The organism is Cycloclasticus sp., from assembly GCF_019090545.1.
GTDB lineage: Bacteria > Pseudomonadota > Gammaproteobacteria > Methylococcales > Cycloclasticaceae > Cycloclasticus > Cycloclasticus pugetii.
The window spans coordinates 1-17,232 of sequence record NZ_JAHRVT010000009.1; the positions used below are offsets into that span (position 1 = coordinate 1).

At 42.8% G+C, this 17,232-nt stretch carries 17 protein-coding genes; 9 read left to right on the top strand and 8 right to left on the bottom strand.

Annotation, left to right across the window (positions count from 1 at the left end):
* From KUG63_RS02060 to lptM, 5 genes are all read right to left on the bottom strand, one after another.
* Nucleotides 1–816, bottom strand: an 816-nt coding sequence (locus tag KUG63_RS02060; RefSeq protein ID WP_287553867.1) for a tyrosine recombinase XerC, incomplete at its 3' end; no start/stop codon positions are given.
* A 2-nt stretch (nt 817–818) separates the two neighbouring features.
* The gene (locus KUG63_RS02065; protein ID WP_015006871.1) at nt 819–1,523 is read right to left on the bottom strand and encodes a DUF484 family protein; all 705 of its coding nucleotides are present in this window, start codon (nt 1,521–1,523) and stop codon (nt 819–821) included.
* On the bottom strand, nt 1,520–2,347 hold the full coding sequence (dapF, locus tag KUG63_RS02070; protein WP_319023242.1) for a diaminopimelate epimerase: 828 nt from the start codon (nt 2,345–2,347) through the stop codon (nt 1,520–1,522). The genes KUG63_RS02065 and dapF overlap by 4 nt, the downstream gene beginning before the upstream one ends.
* Nucleotides 2,341–3,612, bottom strand: a complete 1,272-nt coding sequence (gene lysA / locus KUG63_RS02075; protein WP_015006873.1) for a diaminopimelate decarboxylase — start codon at nt 3,610–3,612, stop codon at nt 2,341–2,343. The genes dapF and lysA overlap by 7 nt, the downstream gene beginning before the upstream one ends.
* Nucleotides 3,612–3,731, bottom strand: coding sequence for an LPS translocon maturation chaperone LptM (gene lptM, locus KUG63_RS02080; RefSeq protein WP_015006874.1), 120 nt, complete (start codon nt 3,729–3,731; stop codon nt 3,612–3,614). Before lptM ends, lysA begins: the two co-directional genes overlap by 1 nt.
* Before the next feature lie 97 nt (nt 3,732–3,828).
* Between lptM and KUG63_RS02085 the strand changes: the two genes are divergently transcribed.
* The 5 genes from KUG63_RS02085 (at nt 3,829) to KUG63_RS02105 (ending at nt 8,342) form a co-directional block, all read left to right on the top strand.
* Nucleotides 3,829–4,500, top strand: coding sequence for an alpha/beta hydrolase (locus tag KUG63_RS02085; RefSeq protein WP_287017575.1), 672 nt, complete (start codon nt 3,829–3,831; stop codon nt 4,498–4,500).
* 199 nt (nt 4,501–4,699) lie between these two features.
* A complete protein-coding gene (gene cptA / locus KUG63_RS02090; RefSeq protein WP_287553871.1) occupies nt 4,700–6,394 on the top strand; it encodes a phosphoethanolamine transferase CptA in 1,695 nt (564 codons plus the stop codon).
* A 33-nt stretch (nt 6,395–6,427) separates the two neighbouring features.
* Complete coding sequence (locus KUG63_RS02095; protein ID WP_015006877.1) at nt 6,428–6,787, top strand: diacylglycerol kinase; 360 nt, start codon at nt 6,428–6,430, stop codon at nt 6,785–6,787.
* Between the two features lie 48 nt (nt 6,788–6,835).
* Nucleotides 6,836–7,717 (top strand): LysR substrate-binding domain-containing protein, encoded by an 882-nt coding sequence (locus KUG63_RS02100; protein ID WP_020931944.1) that lies wholly within the window; start codon nt 6,836–6,838, stop codon nt 7,715–7,717.
* Between the two features lie 109 nt (nt 7,718–7,826).
* Nucleotides 7,827–8,342: a peroxiredoxin gene (locus KUG63_RS02105; RefSeq protein ID WP_020931943.1), complete on the top strand. Its 516-nt coding sequence runs from the start codon at nt 7,827–7,829 to the stop codon at nt 8,340–8,342.
* A 76-nt stretch (nt 8,343–8,418) separates the two neighbouring features.
* Here KUG63_RS02105 and KUG63_RS02110 read toward each other — a convergent pair whose 3' ends face one another.
* From KUG63_RS02110 to argH, 3 genes are all read right to left on the bottom strand, one after another.
* Nucleotides 8,419–11,259, bottom strand: coding sequence for a class I adenylate cyclase (locus tag KUG63_RS02110; protein ID WP_287553874.1), 2,841 nt, complete (start codon nt 11,257–11,259; stop codon nt 8,419–8,421).
* Between the two features lie 3 nt (nt 11,260–11,262).
* Nucleotides 11,263–12,060 carry a GGDEF domain-containing protein gene (locus KUG63_RS02115; protein WP_016390868.1) on the bottom strand — a complete coding sequence of 266 codons (798 nt, stop codon included), beginning with the start codon at nt 12,058–12,060 and terminating at the stop codon, nt 11,263–11,265.
* Between the two features lie 83 nt (nt 12,061–12,143).
* Nucleotides 12,144–13,535 carry an argininosuccinate lyase gene (argH, locus tag KUG63_RS02120; RefSeq protein ID WP_015006882.1) on the bottom strand — a complete coding sequence of 464 codons (1,392 nt, stop codon included), beginning with the start codon at nt 13,533–13,535 and terminating at the stop codon, nt 12,144–12,146.
* A gap of 91 nt (nt 13,536–13,626) precedes the next feature.
* Between argH and KUG63_RS02125 the strand changes: the two genes are divergently transcribed.
* The 4 genes from KUG63_RS02125 to KUG63_RS02140 all read left to right on the top strand — a co-directional run bounded on the left by KUG63_RS02125 (nt 13,627) and on the right by KUG63_RS02140 (nt 17,147).
* On the top strand, nt 13,627–14,682 hold the full coding sequence (locus KUG63_RS02125; protein ID WP_020931940.1) for a sensor histidine kinase: 1,056 nt from the start codon (nt 13,627–13,629) through the stop codon (nt 14,680–14,682).
* Entirely contained in the window at nt 14,679–15,419 is a 741-nt protein-coding gene (locus KUG63_RS02130; protein ID WP_020931939.1) for a LytR/AlgR family response regulator transcription factor, read from the top strand. Before KUG63_RS02125 ends, KUG63_RS02130 begins: the two co-directional genes overlap by 4 nt.
* A gap of 65 nt (nt 15,420–15,484) precedes the next feature.
* A complete protein-coding gene (gene hemC, locus KUG63_RS02135; protein ID WP_020931938.1) occupies nt 15,485–16,414 on the top strand; it encodes a hydroxymethylbilane synthase in 930 nt (309 codons plus the stop codon).
* Entirely contained in the window at nt 16,404–17,147 is a 744-nt protein-coding gene (locus KUG63_RS02140) for a uroporphyrinogen-III synthase (protein ID WP_287553877.1), read from the top strand. The genes hemC and KUG63_RS02140 overlap by 11 nt, the downstream gene beginning before the upstream one ends.
* Nucleotides 17,148–17,232: the final 85 nt, after the last annotated feature.

Consider the following 17,232-nt stretch of genomic DNA (forward strand, 5'->3'; position numbering starts at 1 on the left):
AATATTACTGTGACCTAATAATTCTTGCACCGCTCGAAGGTCTTGGCTTGACTCCAACATATGACTCGCAAATGAGTGTCGTAACATATGTGGGTGCAAGCGCCCTTGCAAGCCTTGGCGTTTTCGCCATCGCTCTAAACGCGACTGAATACTTCTTGTACTTAAGCGCAAACCTGTCTTTCCGACAAACAACGCCATTTCACCCGTTTTAACCTTATCCATCCGCACTGCTAACCATTTACGAATAGCGTTGACAGCCTTCCGGCCCAACGGTAATAAGCGGGACTTACCTCCTTTTCCGTTGACAACATGAACCGTTCGGCTACTTAAGTCCAAGTCCATTAAATCTATATTCGCTAATTCACTGACCCGTAGACCCGACGAGTAAAGCAGTTCCCACATCGCTACATCACGAATTTCCAGGTCATCATTGGGGACCGCCTCTAACAGACTATTAATCTGGTCGACATCCAACACCTTAGGTAAGGTTTTCGCTGATTTCGGCGCTCGAATACCAGACGCAGGGTTATTCAACAGCACATTGGTTTTAATGAGATAACTAAAAAAGCTCCGACAGGCCGATAATTCGCGCTGCAAACTTCGAGCACTCAAGCCTTTTCGGTGTCGCTGTGCGACAAAACGCCGAACATGGTGTGGATCAAGTTGCGACCATGAAACGAGCTCATTCTCATCACAATAATTAACTAATTGAGATAAGTCACGCGCATAGGCTTGTAACGTATTTAAAGAGAATCTACGCTCAACGTTTAATGCATCTAAAAACTGCTGACGTGCCTCAACAGCCGCTGGTTCCATCGTTACTCTTTTATCTCTTGCAGTGAGTTAAGCCGTTTGGCAACCAGCTCCCCAAGGTGCTCTAAAAACAAGGTACCCATGGTTGTGTGAAAACGGTCTGAATCCTTACTGCCTATGGCCAATATGCCATCTTGTTGGGCGACCTTGAGTGGGATCAGCGCAGCAGACTTAACCTCATCCGCTTGTTGATTAAATAATGCCTTCGCCTGTGCGTGTGTCGGCAAGCCACACTTAATCTTCTGTGACTCAAGCAAGCGTTTAAAATGCTCTAACTGAGGATTATCTTTTTGCCAGAGAACATCACTGATGGGGAAGACACTGTCGCTATTTTCGTCTACTAAGCGAATAGCAAAAAACTCTGCACCGAAACATTCTCGCAGGGTGTCATCAAGTGTTGCGAATACATCTTCCACACAACGAGCATCAATTAATGTGGTTGTTAACTGCTGCATTCGCCCGAATAAGGCATCATTTTCACGCGCAATCGCTAATAGGCCTTCAAGTTGCTTTTGAGACTTTTCGTTTTTATCTCGTAAAATTGCTAGTTGACGCATCGTAAGAGAAACCACCCCACCGTGCTGCTCTACCACTTGAATATCGTCGAGTAACTCTGGATATTGATTAAAAAAATCTGGTGTGGCTAACAAGTATTCACGTACTTGTTCAGCCGTTAACCCTTCTGTTGTTGCAGTTGCTTGTGTACTCATATATCAATCATACCATCAAAAACAAATGTCGCCGGCCCGCTCATCATTACCGGAGCCCCTTCACCTTGCCAATCAATCGTTAATTCGCCACCGGTTAGGGCAACCGTTGTTGGCGTGGTTACTTTACCCAATCGAACTGCGGCAACAACCGCCGCACAAGCACCGCTTCCACAAGCCAAGGTTTCACCGGCGCCGCGCTCATAAACACGTAATGCGAGGCTATCCGGCCCCGTTATTTCACTAAAACCAATATTCGCCCGCTCTGGGAAAAGGCTATGACTTTCCAGAGCGGCACCCACTGCCTCGACCTCTGCTGTCGCGACATTTTCAACTTGAAGTACTGCATGAGGATTACCCATTGATAACGCTGAAAACGCTACAGTCCTATCCAATACATCAACGCTGTATTGTAATTGTTGTTGCTTCGCTATTAATGGAACATTTGCCGGATCGAATTTTGGAACCCCCATATCAACCGTTACCAACTGTTCCTCATTAACCGTTAAAACCAACTCACCGGCGTCTGTTTCCACTCGAATTGAGCGTTTATTGGTTAAGCCTTTTTGTGTCACGAATAGCGCAAAACAACGTGCGCCATTACCACACTGAGAAACCTCACTACCATCTGCGTTATAAATAACATAACGAAAGTCCGCACCCATTTTTGCCGGTTCTACTAAGAGTAGTTGGTCAAAGCCAATACCGTAGTGGCGATCGGCTAAGGCTTTAATTTGCTCGGCCGTTAGCTGAACCGTTTGGTTTATGGCATCAATAACAACAAAGTCATTACCTAAGCCATGCATTTTACTAAAGTTAATTAACAACCTGCGTCCTCAGTTTCATTCGGTAGTAGTGATTCGTTTTGCCATAAGCTTTCTAACCGTTGTCGTGCGCCAATTAAGTGGATCTGCTCTCCATCCACCATAACCTCAGCAGCACTTGGTCTTGAATTGTAATTCGAGCTCATTGTGAACCCATAAGCGCCCGCAGAACGGACCGCTAATAAATCGCCTTCTTCAATAGCCAGCTCACGGTCTTTTCCTAAAAAATCACCTGTTTCACAAACTGGACCAACAATATCATAACAAGCTGTTTTAGCTGTTGACGTTAAATTAACAGGCACAATATTTTGCCACGCTTGATATAGTGCAGGGCGCATCAAGTCATTCATCGCTGCATCTACAATAGCAAACCGCTTACCTTCTACCGGTTTAATATATTCAACCTTAGTCACTAAAATACCTGCATTTCCGGCAATTGCACGGCCTGGTTCTAATAATATTTCATAGGGCAGATCGCCTAGCTTTTGGTACAAGGCTTTTACATAGTCGGCAGGCAATGGTGGTTGCTCGTCTCGATAACAAATACCAAGACCTCCACCTAAATCCAAATGATCAATACGAATACCCACACCTTGTAACCGATCCAATAAACTTAATACCCGATCCAGCGCATCCACAAACGGCGCAACATCCGTTAACTGCGAGCCTATATGGCAATCTAAGCCCGTAATATTTAAATGCGGCAACGCATTCGCGCGTTGATACTCCATAAAGGCTGTTTCAATATCTAAGCCAAATTTATTTTCTTTTAACCCCGTAGAAATATAAGGGTGCGTTTGCGCATCTACATCGGGGTTAACGCGAATAGAAATATTCGCAATATGACCTAACTCACCCGCAATTTCATTGATACGGTCTAACTCTGCAGAGACTTCCACATTAAAACAACGAATACCAACGTCTAACGCCCTGCGTATTTCATCATGCCGTTTACCAACCCCTGAGAAAACAATTTTTTCAGGCTGCCCACCCGCTGTTAACACACGTTCTAACTCACCGATAGACACAATATCAAACCCTGAACCTAAGCGTGCTAGTACATTTAGCACCGCAATGTTCGAGTTCGCTTTAACCGCATAACATATTAAGTGCGGACGTCCTTCAAAGGCTTGATCAAATGCCTTCCAGTGGCGTTCCAATGTCGCCCGAGAATAAATATAGGTGGGGCTAGAGAATTGCTCTACGATTGATTGAACCGAAACATTTTCCGCAAAAAGTTGCTTATCTTGGTACTGAAAATAATCCATTACAAACCTAATTCTTGTGCGATTTGATTACTCGGCATATACAGCGGCCCTTTCTGTCCACAAGCAGCTAGCATGGCCAGTAACCCACAAATTAGCATCATTTTTAATAAACGCGACATTTTGTACCCTTTAATTATTTCAGTAATCGACAGTATAAACGTTTGGCATTTTTTGGCATACTCTAACCCTTTCTAGAAACCAATTGAATCTATCGCCATGCTAGCTACTCGACTTCCTGCCATTATCTCAAACCCAAACACACCTATTCGTTGTTCCGTTATTTGGCTACATGGCCTAGGCGCTAATGGCAATGATTTTGCACCCATCGTATCTGAGCTAGGTATTCAAGATGAACTAGGCATACGATTCGTCTTTCCTCATGCCCCTTCCATCGCGGTAACTATCAACGGCGGCGCTGTCATGCCCGCTTGGTATGACATTACCGAAATGGACTTAATGAAACGTGCCGACAATGCTGGCATTGTATCGTCAAGCAAAACCATTACTGACATGATCAATGACGAAATCGCGACAGGCATTGAGCCTTCAAAAATTGTTATTGCTGGCTTTTCTCAAGGTGGGGTCATCGCTTTTGACGCAGGCCTACGCTTTCCTGAAACGCTTGCAGGCATTATGGCCCTTTCAACCTATATTCCTATGCAAGATACATTGCCAACCGCTGAACAAAGCGGTCACGCTAAGATTCCAATTTTCTATGGGCACGGTGACTTTGATCCTGTGATACCGCTTGAACAAGCAGACTCATCACGCCGCTTTCTTGAAGCGTCAGGCTATTGTGTTGACTGGCATGCTTACCCGATGGAACACTCCGTTTGCCCACAAGAAATTCATCACATTAAAGATTGGTTAACAACCGTGCTGTCTTGACAAGCACTGACTTTTTATCAAAAAAAAATTTCCTTCGATAACAGCACAAGCCCAATAAAGACGGAGACCCTCATTCACCCATTTCATTTGGACATCGCCACACTTTCAAACAAAACCCTAATATGATTTCCCCGTTTAAGGCTTCCTTAATATTACGTCACTACAATGCAAACCATGCATCTACTGATATAGGAACCTTATGTCATCAAACTTTAGTTGGAAATCGTTAGGCAAGCTTTACCTGTATTTTTTTTATTTCTCTGGGTTAACCCAAATCTTAATTTATGCTGCAGGCATGTCAAATACAGTTGGCATACGGCAAGCTTTATTTATATCGACTATTTGGCTGGTTCCCAATTTAATTTGGCCTCAATATACGCGCAAAATTTCAGCCTTTATTGGCCTATTAATTTGGCCTGCCTCTCTAGTTAGCCTCAGTTATTTTTACATCTACGGGCAAGATTTTTCTCAAAGCGTACTTTTCATCATTTTTGAATCAAATGTCTCAGAAAGTAAGGAATTTATAGAATCATACCTTGATTATAAAATCATTCTCTTGGCTATCACTCATGCTCTCACGGGTATCTACTTATGGCGCCAAATAACGCCCGTTTATCTACCTAGATTAAATAAGCTCATTACTATTTGTATTGTTTCACTGATCTTTGGAGGTGGTTTTTTAAAACCCCTCATCGTTTATGGCAAAAGCTGGGATTATTCTATTAAATCATTTCAAGATAAAATTGAGCCTGCGGCACCTTGGAATATGATTGCTGGTTATTTTAAATACACAAAAGTGTTAGACGCAATGAATGAACAGTTGGCGGAAAGCACTCAAATACCGCCTCTAAGTAACCTTGTTTATTCAAATAATAAGCAAACCATGGTGCTTGTTATAGGTGAGTCTACTAACTCACAAAGGATGAGTTTATACGGATACTCTCGCCACACAACTCCACAGTTAGATAATATGCGGCGCGAATTACTGACATATACCGATGTGATTAGTCCAAGGCCTTCTACAATTGAAGCTTTACAACAAGTGCTAACATTCGCCGACCAGAAAAACCCTGATGTTTACTTAACCAAGCCAACTCTAATAAACATGATGCGTCAAGCTGGTTATAAATCGCTTTGGATTACAAACCAACAAACACAAACAAAGCGCAACACCTTATTACTCACCTTCTCCCAGCAAGCAGATGAGCAAGTATATTTAAACAACAACCGTGTTCAAAACTCTAGTCAGCTTGATGATGGTGTCCTAAAGCCATTCAAAAACGCCTTAAGTAATAGTGATGGCCCAACATTTATTGTCGTACACCTACTTGGGACGCACCGTAAATACAATTATCGTTATCCAGAAAGTTTCAAACAATTTACTGGTCGCGCTGGTATGCCAGACTGGGTACCAGATGAACACGCTGAGGAATACAATGATTATGATAACGCTATCTTATTCAATGACTACGTTGTCTCAAGCTTAATTAACATTCTAAAAGAGACCTCAACAAACAGTTCTTTAGTGTATTTCTCAGATCATGGAGAAGAAGTTTACGACACAAAAGATGATTTATTTTGTGGCAGGAATGAAGGCAAACCAACACCCGCAATGTATACCGTCCCTTTTATTGCCTGGCTATCTCCTGAATGGAAAAAAATGCATCCAACCTCTTCAATTCAAAAAACCCTAAACCACCCTTATCAAACGTCTGACTTTATTTATAGTTGGGCTGACTTGGCAGGCATAGATTTCATAGGTAATAACCCGACTAGAAGTATCTTTAATAAACATTTTATTGCTAGGAAACGTATGATTGGTTCACCATTCACCCCAAAGAAAATGATTGATTTTGTTTCTATCTCTCACAAACAAGAACTTACGCTAAATTAACCGTCAAATACTAACTTTTCTTAGGAAACCACCTTGGCCGGACAAAACTTAAAGGGTATACAACGGCTAAAAGCAGCTTGGAGCAACTCGCTGGCAGGAGTAAAGGCATGTTGGGCACATGAAGAAGCCTTTAGACAGGAGGTAGTACTGACTGTACTAGCCACCCCCTTAGCCTTTTATATCACCGAGATACCTACTGAAAGAGCCCTGCTTATCGGTAGTTTGCTACTTCTCCTTATAATAGAATTAATAAATTCTGCAGTCGAAGCAACGGTAGATAGAATCGGGCTCGAGTACCACGAGTTATCTGGAAAGGCTAAAGATATAGCTTCAGCTGCCGTATTATTCGGCAGCTTATTAGTTGCTTTAACCTGGCTTTTAATTCTACTTTAAATACAATAATCTATTGTTAACTCTCTTCTTTCACTAAACATACAAACCATGAACCTTCGGGATTTAAAATACATTGTTGCTGTCGCAGAAACAAAAAGCTTTGTTAAGGCCGCCGAACAATGCTTTGTTAGCCAACCCACGTTGAGCATGCAAATTAAAAAGCTCGAAAATTCATTAAATATTAAAATTTTTGAACGTAACAACAAACATGTTTTAGTCACCGAGATAGGCAAGCAGGTTATTGAAACGGCAAAGCGTATCTTGCAAGATGCTGAACACATCAGCATTTTAGCAAAACATGAACAAGACCCTTTCGCCGGTGATTTTACATTAGGCGCATTTCCTACCATCGCCCCTTATATTCTTCCCAAACTAATTCCACTTATTAAAAAAAAGCTTCCTAACCTGCGTTTAATCTTAGTAGAAGAAAAAACTGACATCTTGCTCCATAAACTAAAAACGGGGCTCATCGATGCAGCACTACTAGCGGGCCCTATCCATGATGAAAGCTTGATCGCAGAAAAATTATTTGATGACGAATTTAAACTCGCTGTGGCAACACACCATCCGTTAGCCGAACAAACCATCATTAATCCAGATGAATTAACCAATCAACCCTTGCTCTTATTAGACGAAGGGCACTGTCTAAGAGATCAGGCCTTACAGTTTTGCCAGCTCAGCGGTATAGATGAAGAACAAAATGTAAGGGCCACCAGCCTTGAAACATTGAGACAAATGGTCATTGCTGACACAGGCATTACGTTTATGCCTACGATTGCGATTCAAAACAATGATGACAATATTCGCTACATACCTTTTGAAGAACCTAAACCGAAACGCACTATTTATTTAGTCAGCCGACAAACAAACCCACGCACTGAGCTTATAAAACAGCTCAAAAACCTTTGTGTTAACAACAATCAACTATAGATAATACCTATTAAATTAATAATAACAATTGATTTTACCTGATCAAGCATCAAGACTAAACTATCACTTGTAGCGATAAACCAACCATTTAAACCAATAGGAGATATCTATGACACAGTTAGTACCTCAGTGCACGTTCAAAACACGCGTAAGAGATACCAGCATTGAAGGTGACAACCCTTATCGCTGGCAAGACCTCACAACAGATGACATCTTTGCTGGTAAAAAAATTGTTCTTTTTGCATTACCCGGTGCCTTTACACCCACTTGTTCAAGTACCCACCTACCGGGCTTTGAAGCCAAGTATGCAGAGTTAAAAGCAAAAGGTGTTGACGAAGTTTACTGCTTAAGCGTGAATGACGCCTTTACCATGTACCAATGGAGTAAAAACCTTGGTATTAAAAACGTGAAAATGCTACCCGATGGTAATGGTGAGTTCACACGTTTAATGAACATGCTGGTTAAAAAAGAGAACTTGGGCTTCGGTGAGCGTTCTTGGCGCTACGCTATGATCGTTGATGATGGAAAGATCACTGCTTTATTCAGTGAACCAGGAAAAGAAGACAACTGCGCAGATGACCCTTTTACCTGCAGTGATGTTGATACTGTTCTTAAGCAACTTTAAATTAAGCCTTACAAACCCCCAGCCTTTTTAAAGGCTGGGGACTCATTTCTTTAGTCGTCGTTAATACCTTAAAGCCTTAAACGTTTAGCTTTTTCTCTATGCGTTGCTTGTAATTTAGATAATGAACCATTTGCAGCGCATCATCACTGCTTGCCCCGAGTTCATAATACGGAACATCGATATCAGTAATATATATTGGGTACTTTTCTGCAGATTTTCGTGCCTGCACGATAAACCGCGATACACTGCTATACAGTTGATCACCCTGCTCAACGCTTGAGAACACTTGATCGTTACAATAAATATATGTCCCTTTGGTCTGTTCATCATAAACCACCCGAACATTTATCATATCCGGTTCTATCTTATCGGACACGAACACTTGCTTATGCCCCCAATGTTGGCCAATTTTCTCCAGTTTATAACACATTATTTCCGCATCAAAAGCGGTACTACTTAATTGCTCAGCACCCAGTCCTCGGCGATGAAAAACACTATCAATTAATACCCGATACGATTGCAATAATGACGTTTCGTACACAAATGTCTGCTCGTCAAAAAACATCGAACCGTTCTCATCTAAAATATAAACTTGCGCCTTATTATCACCGAGTTGACTGTAATAAAGGTTTGTATGACCTGCCTTATGATGTCTATAAATAACAGGCAGTAAGCCTTTTGGGTCAATTTTATTATCAAAATATACTGGACTAAAAACTGGCTGAGGCCTTGCTAGCTCTTCAAACAAATGATTTTCCGCTACGCCGGTGGCTGTCATTTTGCCATCGTTAACCTGCATAATATAGAACGAGCGAGCCAGCTGAATAACGAAACGTGGTGACACACCATGCGCATATTGTCTAAAAACAATCGCCACTTCTTTAAACAACGCTTGTATTCGCTTAGCGACACTCATCGCTCTGGGCGAGTTATAACTAGCACTGACCAAACGTGGAAGCACTTGTGCAGGACCGAGTGTTTTATAGTCAAAAATATCACAAAAACAATTCATTAGACCGGTTGCTGACTCGTATTTACCAATAATAACTTCGTTCCACGAATTGCGTAGCAGCATGTCTACCGTATACACCAAGTTCCGCCGCTGAGAGCCAAAACTTAAGGCATCTGACCGCTCACTGGTTAGGTTCACCCCTTTTTCAGTGAAACTACTCATTGAATCTAAACCTGAATTAATCACTAACAGGACATCTGTCACCACTGACTCATGACAATACGCCTTCAAGTGAACCGGTTTTTTTGGCAGCGCATCAAAAAACGACTGGATCGAATGCAGTGTCTGCGCGACTTCGCGTGAACTTATCTGGCTTGCCCCCGGGTTTAAGGCAACCTTTGTTCTGCTACCGACTACGCCATTATCAACACTCCACGCTAACAAGCCAATTAAGCTAGGGGCCTGTCGTATAAATTGCTCATCGCGCCCCTCTCCCAGCCTATTTAATAGCCAGCTTGTTTGCGTATTTTTCACTACCTGCGTTAATACAACTTTAGTTTCAGGCTGTAACAAGGTGTGTTTGATCGTAGAGCGCTCTAATTTACTAGGACGTTTTTCAAACGTCGCGTTAAGCTTTCTCCCTAATAGCAGGAATTCCTCATTATCACGCCTTGATTTTTCGACTCTCTGTTTTGCAAACTTAACCAACAAGCGATAACTGTATGTCAGCTCATGAGTTAAACGCTGTTTTTCTTGTTGCGCTTGGGAAATATTCCAGCCCTTATTGTCCAACGAATGTTTAATGTAATCAGGCAACGGCTGGCATTTAGCCAGCATGTCACTAAAAACACGTTGTCGCCAATCGGGCGTAGCCGCTATTCGCGCATGCTCATTAAGCTTGCTGAAAAAACAATACCGCATTAAGTTCAAACGCTCAGGCTCGTCCCTTCCAATGAAGTACGCTTCAAGCACATCATACAAAATAAGGTAAGCATCGAGTTTATTAGCATCTGACTCACCTGCATACACTCGTTCCTTCATTAATAATGCAGCCCAATGAGAACTGGGGTACTGGTCAACATACGATTCCATTAACATCAGCTTTAATAGCGATTTATAGGGCGAGTCGATCGCCTTGTATAAGTGCCAAAATGAGGCCCCTAAAAACTCTTCGGCAGGAACCTTTTCAAGCCCTCCAAAATCAATGACATCATGCTGATCAATAAAGCGCTGCTTTAATAAATTATCAACAAACACTTGATAGTTGTTTTCTTCTGTTGGTGGTACCAGCCACCACACTGGGTAACGACCAGCAACATACAAGGCGGTACGGTAAAACTCTTCTAATAATAAATGATGCTGCGTACTGCCACTGCTTTCTGAGGACAAGGGCGTTGCTTCACCTTGTTTAAATTTTTCCGCATTCATCAAAAAGAAATGCACTTCAAGGCCTAGCGTTGTTGCCCACTTTTCAATACTACTGGCTTTTTCTTGCAACAGCGCCAAGGCGCTCGTTGATAAAGTTGGCGCATAGCACAGCCATAAATCCATATCACTGTCTTTAACATATGCAATACTGCCAACACTCCCCATCAAAAAAATGGACTCAATGCCGAAAGCACGTTTGGCTCGTTTGCTATAAACAAAGCCTTTACCCAACTTTTTAGCTTTATCAATGGAAAGCTTATCTGGCGAATAATCAGCAATACCGGCAGGCGTTTCGCTGGACACATAACCGGGCAACACAGGGTGATTAACGTGAAATAACAACGGTAATAATTCTAAGAATATTTTCTGCCGAGGGGTAACAGCATCTATAGCCCGTTGCATTTTTAACTTATGAAGGTTTAAAAATCGCTGCTTGACTACTTTTAAATCTTTCTTACTAATATCACCATTCGGACCGACAAGGCTGATGCATTTTAAATGACGCCCCTGAACAGGTTTTTTTACTGAACCAACCATCCGCTACATGACTGCCGTCAGGTCGATATCATCTCGTAGTGCTTGTAACATTGCCTGAGTCGTATCCCCTTTTGACCATTCGGTTAGCCCAACCGAAAAAGAAACTGGGCGGCCATCACCTTTGGCAAACAAGGACAAATGCGGCTCTTCATTAAATTTTTTTAACAATGAAGCAGCAGATTGATAATTGGTCTCGGGCAGTATCACCAGAAAGGTATGAGGATCCAGCATGCCAATTTGATCGGCCCAGCGCAGCTGGTCTTTAAGAAAATAAGCAATGCGTTTGACGCAACGCGAGAATAGTTGGCTATCCATTTGATCTGGAAAAAAATAACTGATTCTTAACAACGATAACGGGTTATCGTAACGACGACTACGACTAATATGCCCATCCAGCATTTCAACAATCACATCATTACTCATCATCCCAGTTGTTGGGTCTTTTAAGTTTAAGCCAGACAAATCATCCTGTAGTCGTCTGCACTCATTACCAATAATGACTAAGTCCGTACAATCATGAAAAAAGTAGATATCGTACTCAGGCGTCTTGATATGTTCGCGCCTGAGCCACCGTTGCTGAGTTTGCTGCGGCGGCACAGGAAAGGGGTTACCGGCGCTCAGTAACAAAGAAGTCAACTCACTACTTTTGAACGTCGTACTATCTTGTATTTCTTCTTGTTGAAGCAAAGATAACAGGTAAGGGTTAAGCCATTGAACGCCTTGCTCATTCATTACCAACACACCAAAATCTGCAACATCTAGTGCTTGCTGTCCCCACCCTCCTGACAATGAATCAAACATCTTTTAGCTAAAAGTTACTGTTATTAGTCGTACCCTAAGTATTGCTGATTTTTTCAAAAATACTGTTTTTTCTTAGCTTTTCTTCATTCTGCTAACAACGTCTTTGCATCCATTATTGCTTGGCGTACTTGATTTGGCGCTGTTCCACCCAAATGGTTTCGCGCACACACAGAGCCCTCTAGGGTCAGCACCTGAAAGACATCATCGCCGATGTCTTGTGAAAAGCCCTGCAACTCGTCAAGCGACAACTCCGATAAATCACGGCCCGTTTCAGTTCCTAAGCGCACTGCCAACCCTACAATTTCGTGTGCATCTCTAAATGCAATGCCTTTACCTACCAAGTAATCTGCCAAATCTGTTGCTGTGGAAAAGCCTTGTTTAGCGGCCTTCAGCATCGATGCTTTTACTGGCTTAATATTCGGCACCATATCGGCAAACGCACGCAAAGACCCTAAAACCGTATCGACGGTATCAAACAACGGCTCTTTATCTTCTTGGTTATCTTTGTTGTAGGCTAAGGGTTGGGACTTCATCAGCGTTAACAACGACACCAAGTGACCGTTTACGCGCCCTGTTTTACCGCGCACCAATTCAGGCACATCGGGGTTTTTCTTTTGCGGCATGATCGATGAACCGGTACAAAACGCGTCTGGCAAATCAACAAAATTAAATTGCGCGCTCGTCCATAAAACAATTTCTTCTGAAAAGCGAGATAAGTGCGTCATCAACAAGGCAGAGGCCGCACAAAATTCTATTGCAAAATCACGGTCACTAACACCATCTAAAGAATTGGCTGACGGGCGAGAAAAACCCAACAATTCTGCCGTCATAAAGCGGTCAATCGGGTAACTCGTTCCGGCTAACGCGGCTGATCCCAGCGGCATAACATTAACCCGTTTTGCACAATCTGCAAACCGTTCGGCATCACGCTTTAGCATTTCAAACCACGCCATTAAGTGATGCCCAAAGGTGACCGGTTGCGCCACTTGTAGGTGTGTAAAGCCAGGCATAATCGTATCAGTATGCTGTTCGGCCAAACTGACCAGACCTTGTTGTAAACGCTTCAACTCTGATTGAATCATCCCTAGCTGGTCACGCAAAAACAAACGAATATCTGTCGCCACCTGATCATTACGTGAACGCCCTGTATGCAGCTTTTTACCTGCCATGCCGATACGTTCGGTTAACGCCGCCTCAATGTTCATGTGCACATCTTCCAATGCAACAGACCATTCAAACTCACCCGCTTGAATACAGCTTAAGATATCCGCTAAGCCTTCCTCTATCTGCTGACATTCTTGCTCAGTTAGAATCCCCACCTTGGTCAACATTTTGGCGTGAGCGACTGAGCCTTGAATATCATACGGTGCTAGACGTTGATCAAAATCAACGGAGGCTGTAAATGCCTGAACAAAGGCGTCGGTGCTTTCAGTGAAGCGGCCGCCCCACAATTTATTTTGTTTATCTAGTGACATGTCTTTAGCTATAAAAGTGAATTTTCACCTAGTATATCACTTAAGAATCGCTTACTTTAGAACGAATAGAACATAGGCTAGCACTTCCAGCATGGACAAAAGTTCTCTCACACAACAAGCTTATTTTTTGCCGGACATGTGTCTTGCTAAGAATGTCCTGTATCTCACGCTTATTTCTCAATTACTGGCCATTATTCTTGCCTTAAATACCAGCTTTATAAGTGGTGACTTTTGGGTAGCGCTTAGTTTAAATGCCTTGTTTATTTTATGGGTTGCCTTTACATGCGCTGCTATTTTTTGCGCTTTGAAAGAAAAAATAAACCGTTGTTCTTCAACCCAGATATGTCTTCTGATGTTTTTAACCATCAACCTTACAACCTTGTTCATTACCTGGGTCATCTCTTTTTTATTACCCCAGCTAGACCTATTTGCAAGTTCCCCAAATAGCTACCTTAGTATCTATTTAAGAAATACGGGTATCAGTATTATCTTTAGCCTTATTTTATTACGCTTTCTATACATTCAATTTCAATGGCGCAGACAAATAAAGGCAGAAGCCGATGCACAACTTGATGCATTACAGGCCCGTATTCGACCACATTTTTTATTTAATAGCCTAAATACCATTGCCAGCCTAACGCGAATAGACCCACCCTTGGCTGAGTCGCTGACAGAAGACTTAGCTGAATTATTTCGAGCTAATATGCAAACATCTAAACGACTGATTCCTTTTAGCCAAGAACTTGCTTTCATTCAACAATATTTAAATATCGAGCAAACCCGTTTAGGTGATCGGTTAACCATACGGTTAGATATTTCAAACATCCCAAGCGATGCCCTCATCCCGCCGTTAAGCATTCAACCTATCATTGAAAATGCCGTTTACCATGGTATTGAAACGGTCGGTGACGGCGGCGAGCTGAATATTTCTGGCAGTATGGAAAAAAGTATTATTCGTTTACTCGTCAAAAACCCTATTGGCAATGAACACGCATCAAAGGAACGTGGCGGAAACAAGATGGCCTTGCATAATATCCGCCTTCGAATGGAGCAATGCTTCCCAGGGCAAAGCCAGTTACTGGTCAGCTCAAGCGATTTAGAATTCCAGACCCAACTTAAATTTCCATACCAAAAGTCCCTCTTATGAAAATCTTAATTGCAGATGATGAACCACTGGCAAGGCAACGTTTAAAAAGACTAGTCGATGCAATTAGCAGCCACCACACTGTCTATGCCGATGCCAGTAATGGGGTTGACGCATTAAAGCAATGCATTGATATTCAACCTGAGCTGGCTTTACTGGATATTCGCATGCCAAAAATGGATGGTTTGCAAACCGCTACTGAAATAGCAAACGCTCAATTAAAAACACGGGTAGTCTTTGTCACCGCCTACGACGAATACGCTATTGAGGCTTTTGATAAAAATGCCATTGATTATTTGCTTAAGCCGGTTAAACAAGCTCGATTAGATCAAGCCATTGATAAAGCAGCGCAATACATGGCGCAGCCCATCGATATCAAACAAGCCGCGCCATTATTATCACGACCACGCCAACACCTTTGCGCTCATACACATCATGGCCTTAAAGTCCTAAACGTCAACGATATCTTATTCTTCAAAGCTGACCATAAATACGTTCTCGCGGCGACTGCAACAGAGTCGATATTAATCGAAGACTCGCTGAAATTACTGGAGGAAGAATTCGGCACACAATTCTTTCGCATTCATCGTAATGCCCTGGTTAATACAACTGCTATACACGCTATTACAAAATCTGCCTCGGGCCAATTCGAGCTGCAGCTTAAAGGCTATAAAGAAACCTTGAGCATCAGTCGACGACACCAAGCCGAATTAAACCGTTTTCTGCGACAGAAAGACTGAGTCTCCTTAAACATGTCGCCCCCGGCTGATATAATCCGCCTATCTCACAATCCTTTGTTACCGTCATGTCTCTGATTAAAATCGCAACTCGCAAAAGCCCATTAGCCCTTTGGCAAGCTGAACACGTCGCTAAATTGCTAAAAGCATCACACCCTTCACTTGAAATTGAGTTGGTTAAAATGGTCACACAAGGTGACAAAATTCTTGACACCCCCTTAGCAAAAATTGGTGGTAAAGGCCTTTTTATTAAAGAGCTTGAGCAGGGAATGCTAAATGGTGATGCAGACCTCGCCGTTCACTCGATGAAAGATGTACCCGCTCAAGTACCAGAGGGCTTTGAAATTGGCGCTATTTTGTCACGTGAAGACCCTCGGGATGCCTTTGTTTCCAACGCCTACTCAAGCATTAACGATTTACCCCTAGGCGCTGTTGTTGGCACCTCAAGTCTTAGGCGTCAGAGCCAGCTACTTAAAATGCGCCCTGACTTACACATCAAATCACTTCGAGGAAACGTAAATAGTCGCCTGCAAAAGCTAGATAACGGCGATTATGATGCCATTATTCTTGCTGCAGCGGGTCTGATTCGCCTTGGTTTTGAGAACAGAATAAAAATGGCCCTTCCGGTTAACACATTGTTGGCGGCTATTGGCCAAGGCGCTATCGGCATAGAATGTAGGCAGGGCGACACGGCAACACTAGCGCTCATTGAATGCTTACATGACAAGCCTACAGCTATTCGTGTGCAGGCCGAACGCGCCATGAATTTCACACTGGAAGGTGGGTGCCAAGCCCCCATCGCGGGGCACGCAAGAATTAAAGGTGATATTTTACGCCTACATGGTTTGGTCGCAGAACCTGATGGCAGTGTAATGATCACTGAACAACTAGAAGGCCCCCTTGAGGATGCAGAAAAGATTGGCGTTACCGTTGCTAACCGTCTCTTAGCTGCCGGTGCTAAAGAGATTCTAGACAAACTGTACGATCATGCAGAGTAATGAAAAAACTGTCTTAGTCACGCGGCCAGCCCATCAATCAGATCACCTATGTGGCCTGTTAACGGCAGCAGGCTTTACACCAATTCGCTACCCAACCATAGCGATTCAAGCTGTTGAAAATACAGCGCATATTAGCAACACTTTATACCAGCATAGTAACTACGATTACCTGATTTTTATCAGTGCAAATGCAGTTATACAGGCCGATCGCCTAATAGATCATCAATGGCAAAAAACACCTTCTGGCATTATTGCCATTGGGCCTAAAACAGCCGACACGCTGGACCAACTCGGTTTAAAACCTGCCATTACTGCCGCTAAACCCTTTAATTCTGAGCGCCTACTTACACAGCTTCCAAGCGACCTTAAGCAAAAAAAAGGGCTCATCATTAAAGGCAAAGGAGGCCGTACTTTATTGGCTGAACAACTACAAAAACGCGGCATGACCGTTGATACTCTTGACGTATACCAACGCACATTACCTAATAATTACAAGACAAGCCACATCAAGAAACCCGCCTACATCACTATCACTAGTCAACTGGCCTTAGACAACCTATTTCTAATCCCGCCAAGGCCTATTGGTGAGCTTAAACAACAGTGTACTTTCGTGGTCTTTAGCGAACGACTTGCCCGCTACGCCAGCAGTCTTGACTGCCAACATCTGCTCATTAGTCATGGGGCTAGCGATAAAGGCTTAGTCTCTGCCATCAACCAAGACAAAAAACGCTAACAAATTTTTTAAGCATCGTAGCTGTTTCGGCGCTATACTGAAGAGGACCATAACTGACTTTACAACCATTAGGCTCTATGTATTG

Excerpts from the sequence above, each read along its gene's own strand:
- KUG63_RS02065 (WP_015006871.1), bottom strand. The coding sequence starts at position 1,523 with ATGAGTACACAAGCAACTGCAACAACAGAAGGGTTAACGGCTGAACAA.
- lysA (WP_015006873.1), bottom strand. The coding sequence starts at position 3,612 with ATGGATTATTTTCAGTACCAAGATAAGCAACTTTTTGCGGAAAATGTT.
- lptM (WP_015006874.1), bottom strand. The coding sequence starts at position 3,731 with ATGTCGCGTTTATTAAAAATGATGCTAATTTGTGGGTTACTGGCCATG.
- KUG63_RS02085 (WP_287017575.1), top strand. The coding sequence starts at position 3,829 with ATGCTAGCTACTCGACTTCCTGCCATTATCTCAAACCCAAACACACCT.
- cptA (WP_287553871.1), top strand. The coding sequence starts at position 4,700 with ATGTCATCAAACTTTAGTTGGAAATCGTTAGGCAAGCTTTACCTGTAT.
- KUG63_RS02100 (WP_020931944.1), top strand. The coding sequence starts at position 6,836 with ATGAACCTTCGGGATTTAAAATACATTGTTGCTGTCGCAGAAACAAAA.
- KUG63_RS02105 (WP_020931943.1), top strand. The coding sequence starts at position 7,827 with ATGACACAGTTAGTACCTCAGTGCACGTTCAAAACACGCGTAAGAGAT.
- KUG63_RS02110 (WP_287553874.1), bottom strand. The coding sequence starts at position 11,259 with ATGGTTGGTTCAGTAAAAAAACCTGTTCAGGGGCGTCATTTAAAATGC.
- KUG63_RS02115 (WP_016390868.1), bottom strand. The coding sequence starts at position 12,060 with ATGTTTGATTCATTGTCAGGAGGGTGGGGACAGCAAGCACTAGATGTT.
- argH (WP_015006882.1), bottom strand. The coding sequence starts at position 13,535 with ATGTCACTAGATAAACAAAATAAATTGTGGGGCGGCCGCTTCACTGAA.
- KUG63_RS02125 (WP_020931940.1), top strand. The coding sequence starts at position 13,627 with ATGGACAAAAGTTCTCTCACACAACAAGCTTATTTTTTGCCGGACATG.
- KUG63_RS02130 (WP_020931939.1), top strand. The coding sequence starts at position 14,679 with ATGAAAATCTTAATTGCAGATGATGAACCACTGGCAAGGCAACGTTTA.
- hemC (WP_020931938.1), top strand. The coding sequence starts at position 15,485 with ATGTCTCTGATTAAAATCGCAACTCGCAAAAGCCCATTAGCCCTTTGG.
- KUG63_RS02140 (WP_287553877.1), top strand. The coding sequence starts at position 16,404 with ATGCAGAGTAATGAAAAAACTGTCTTAGTCACGCGGCCAGCCCATCAA.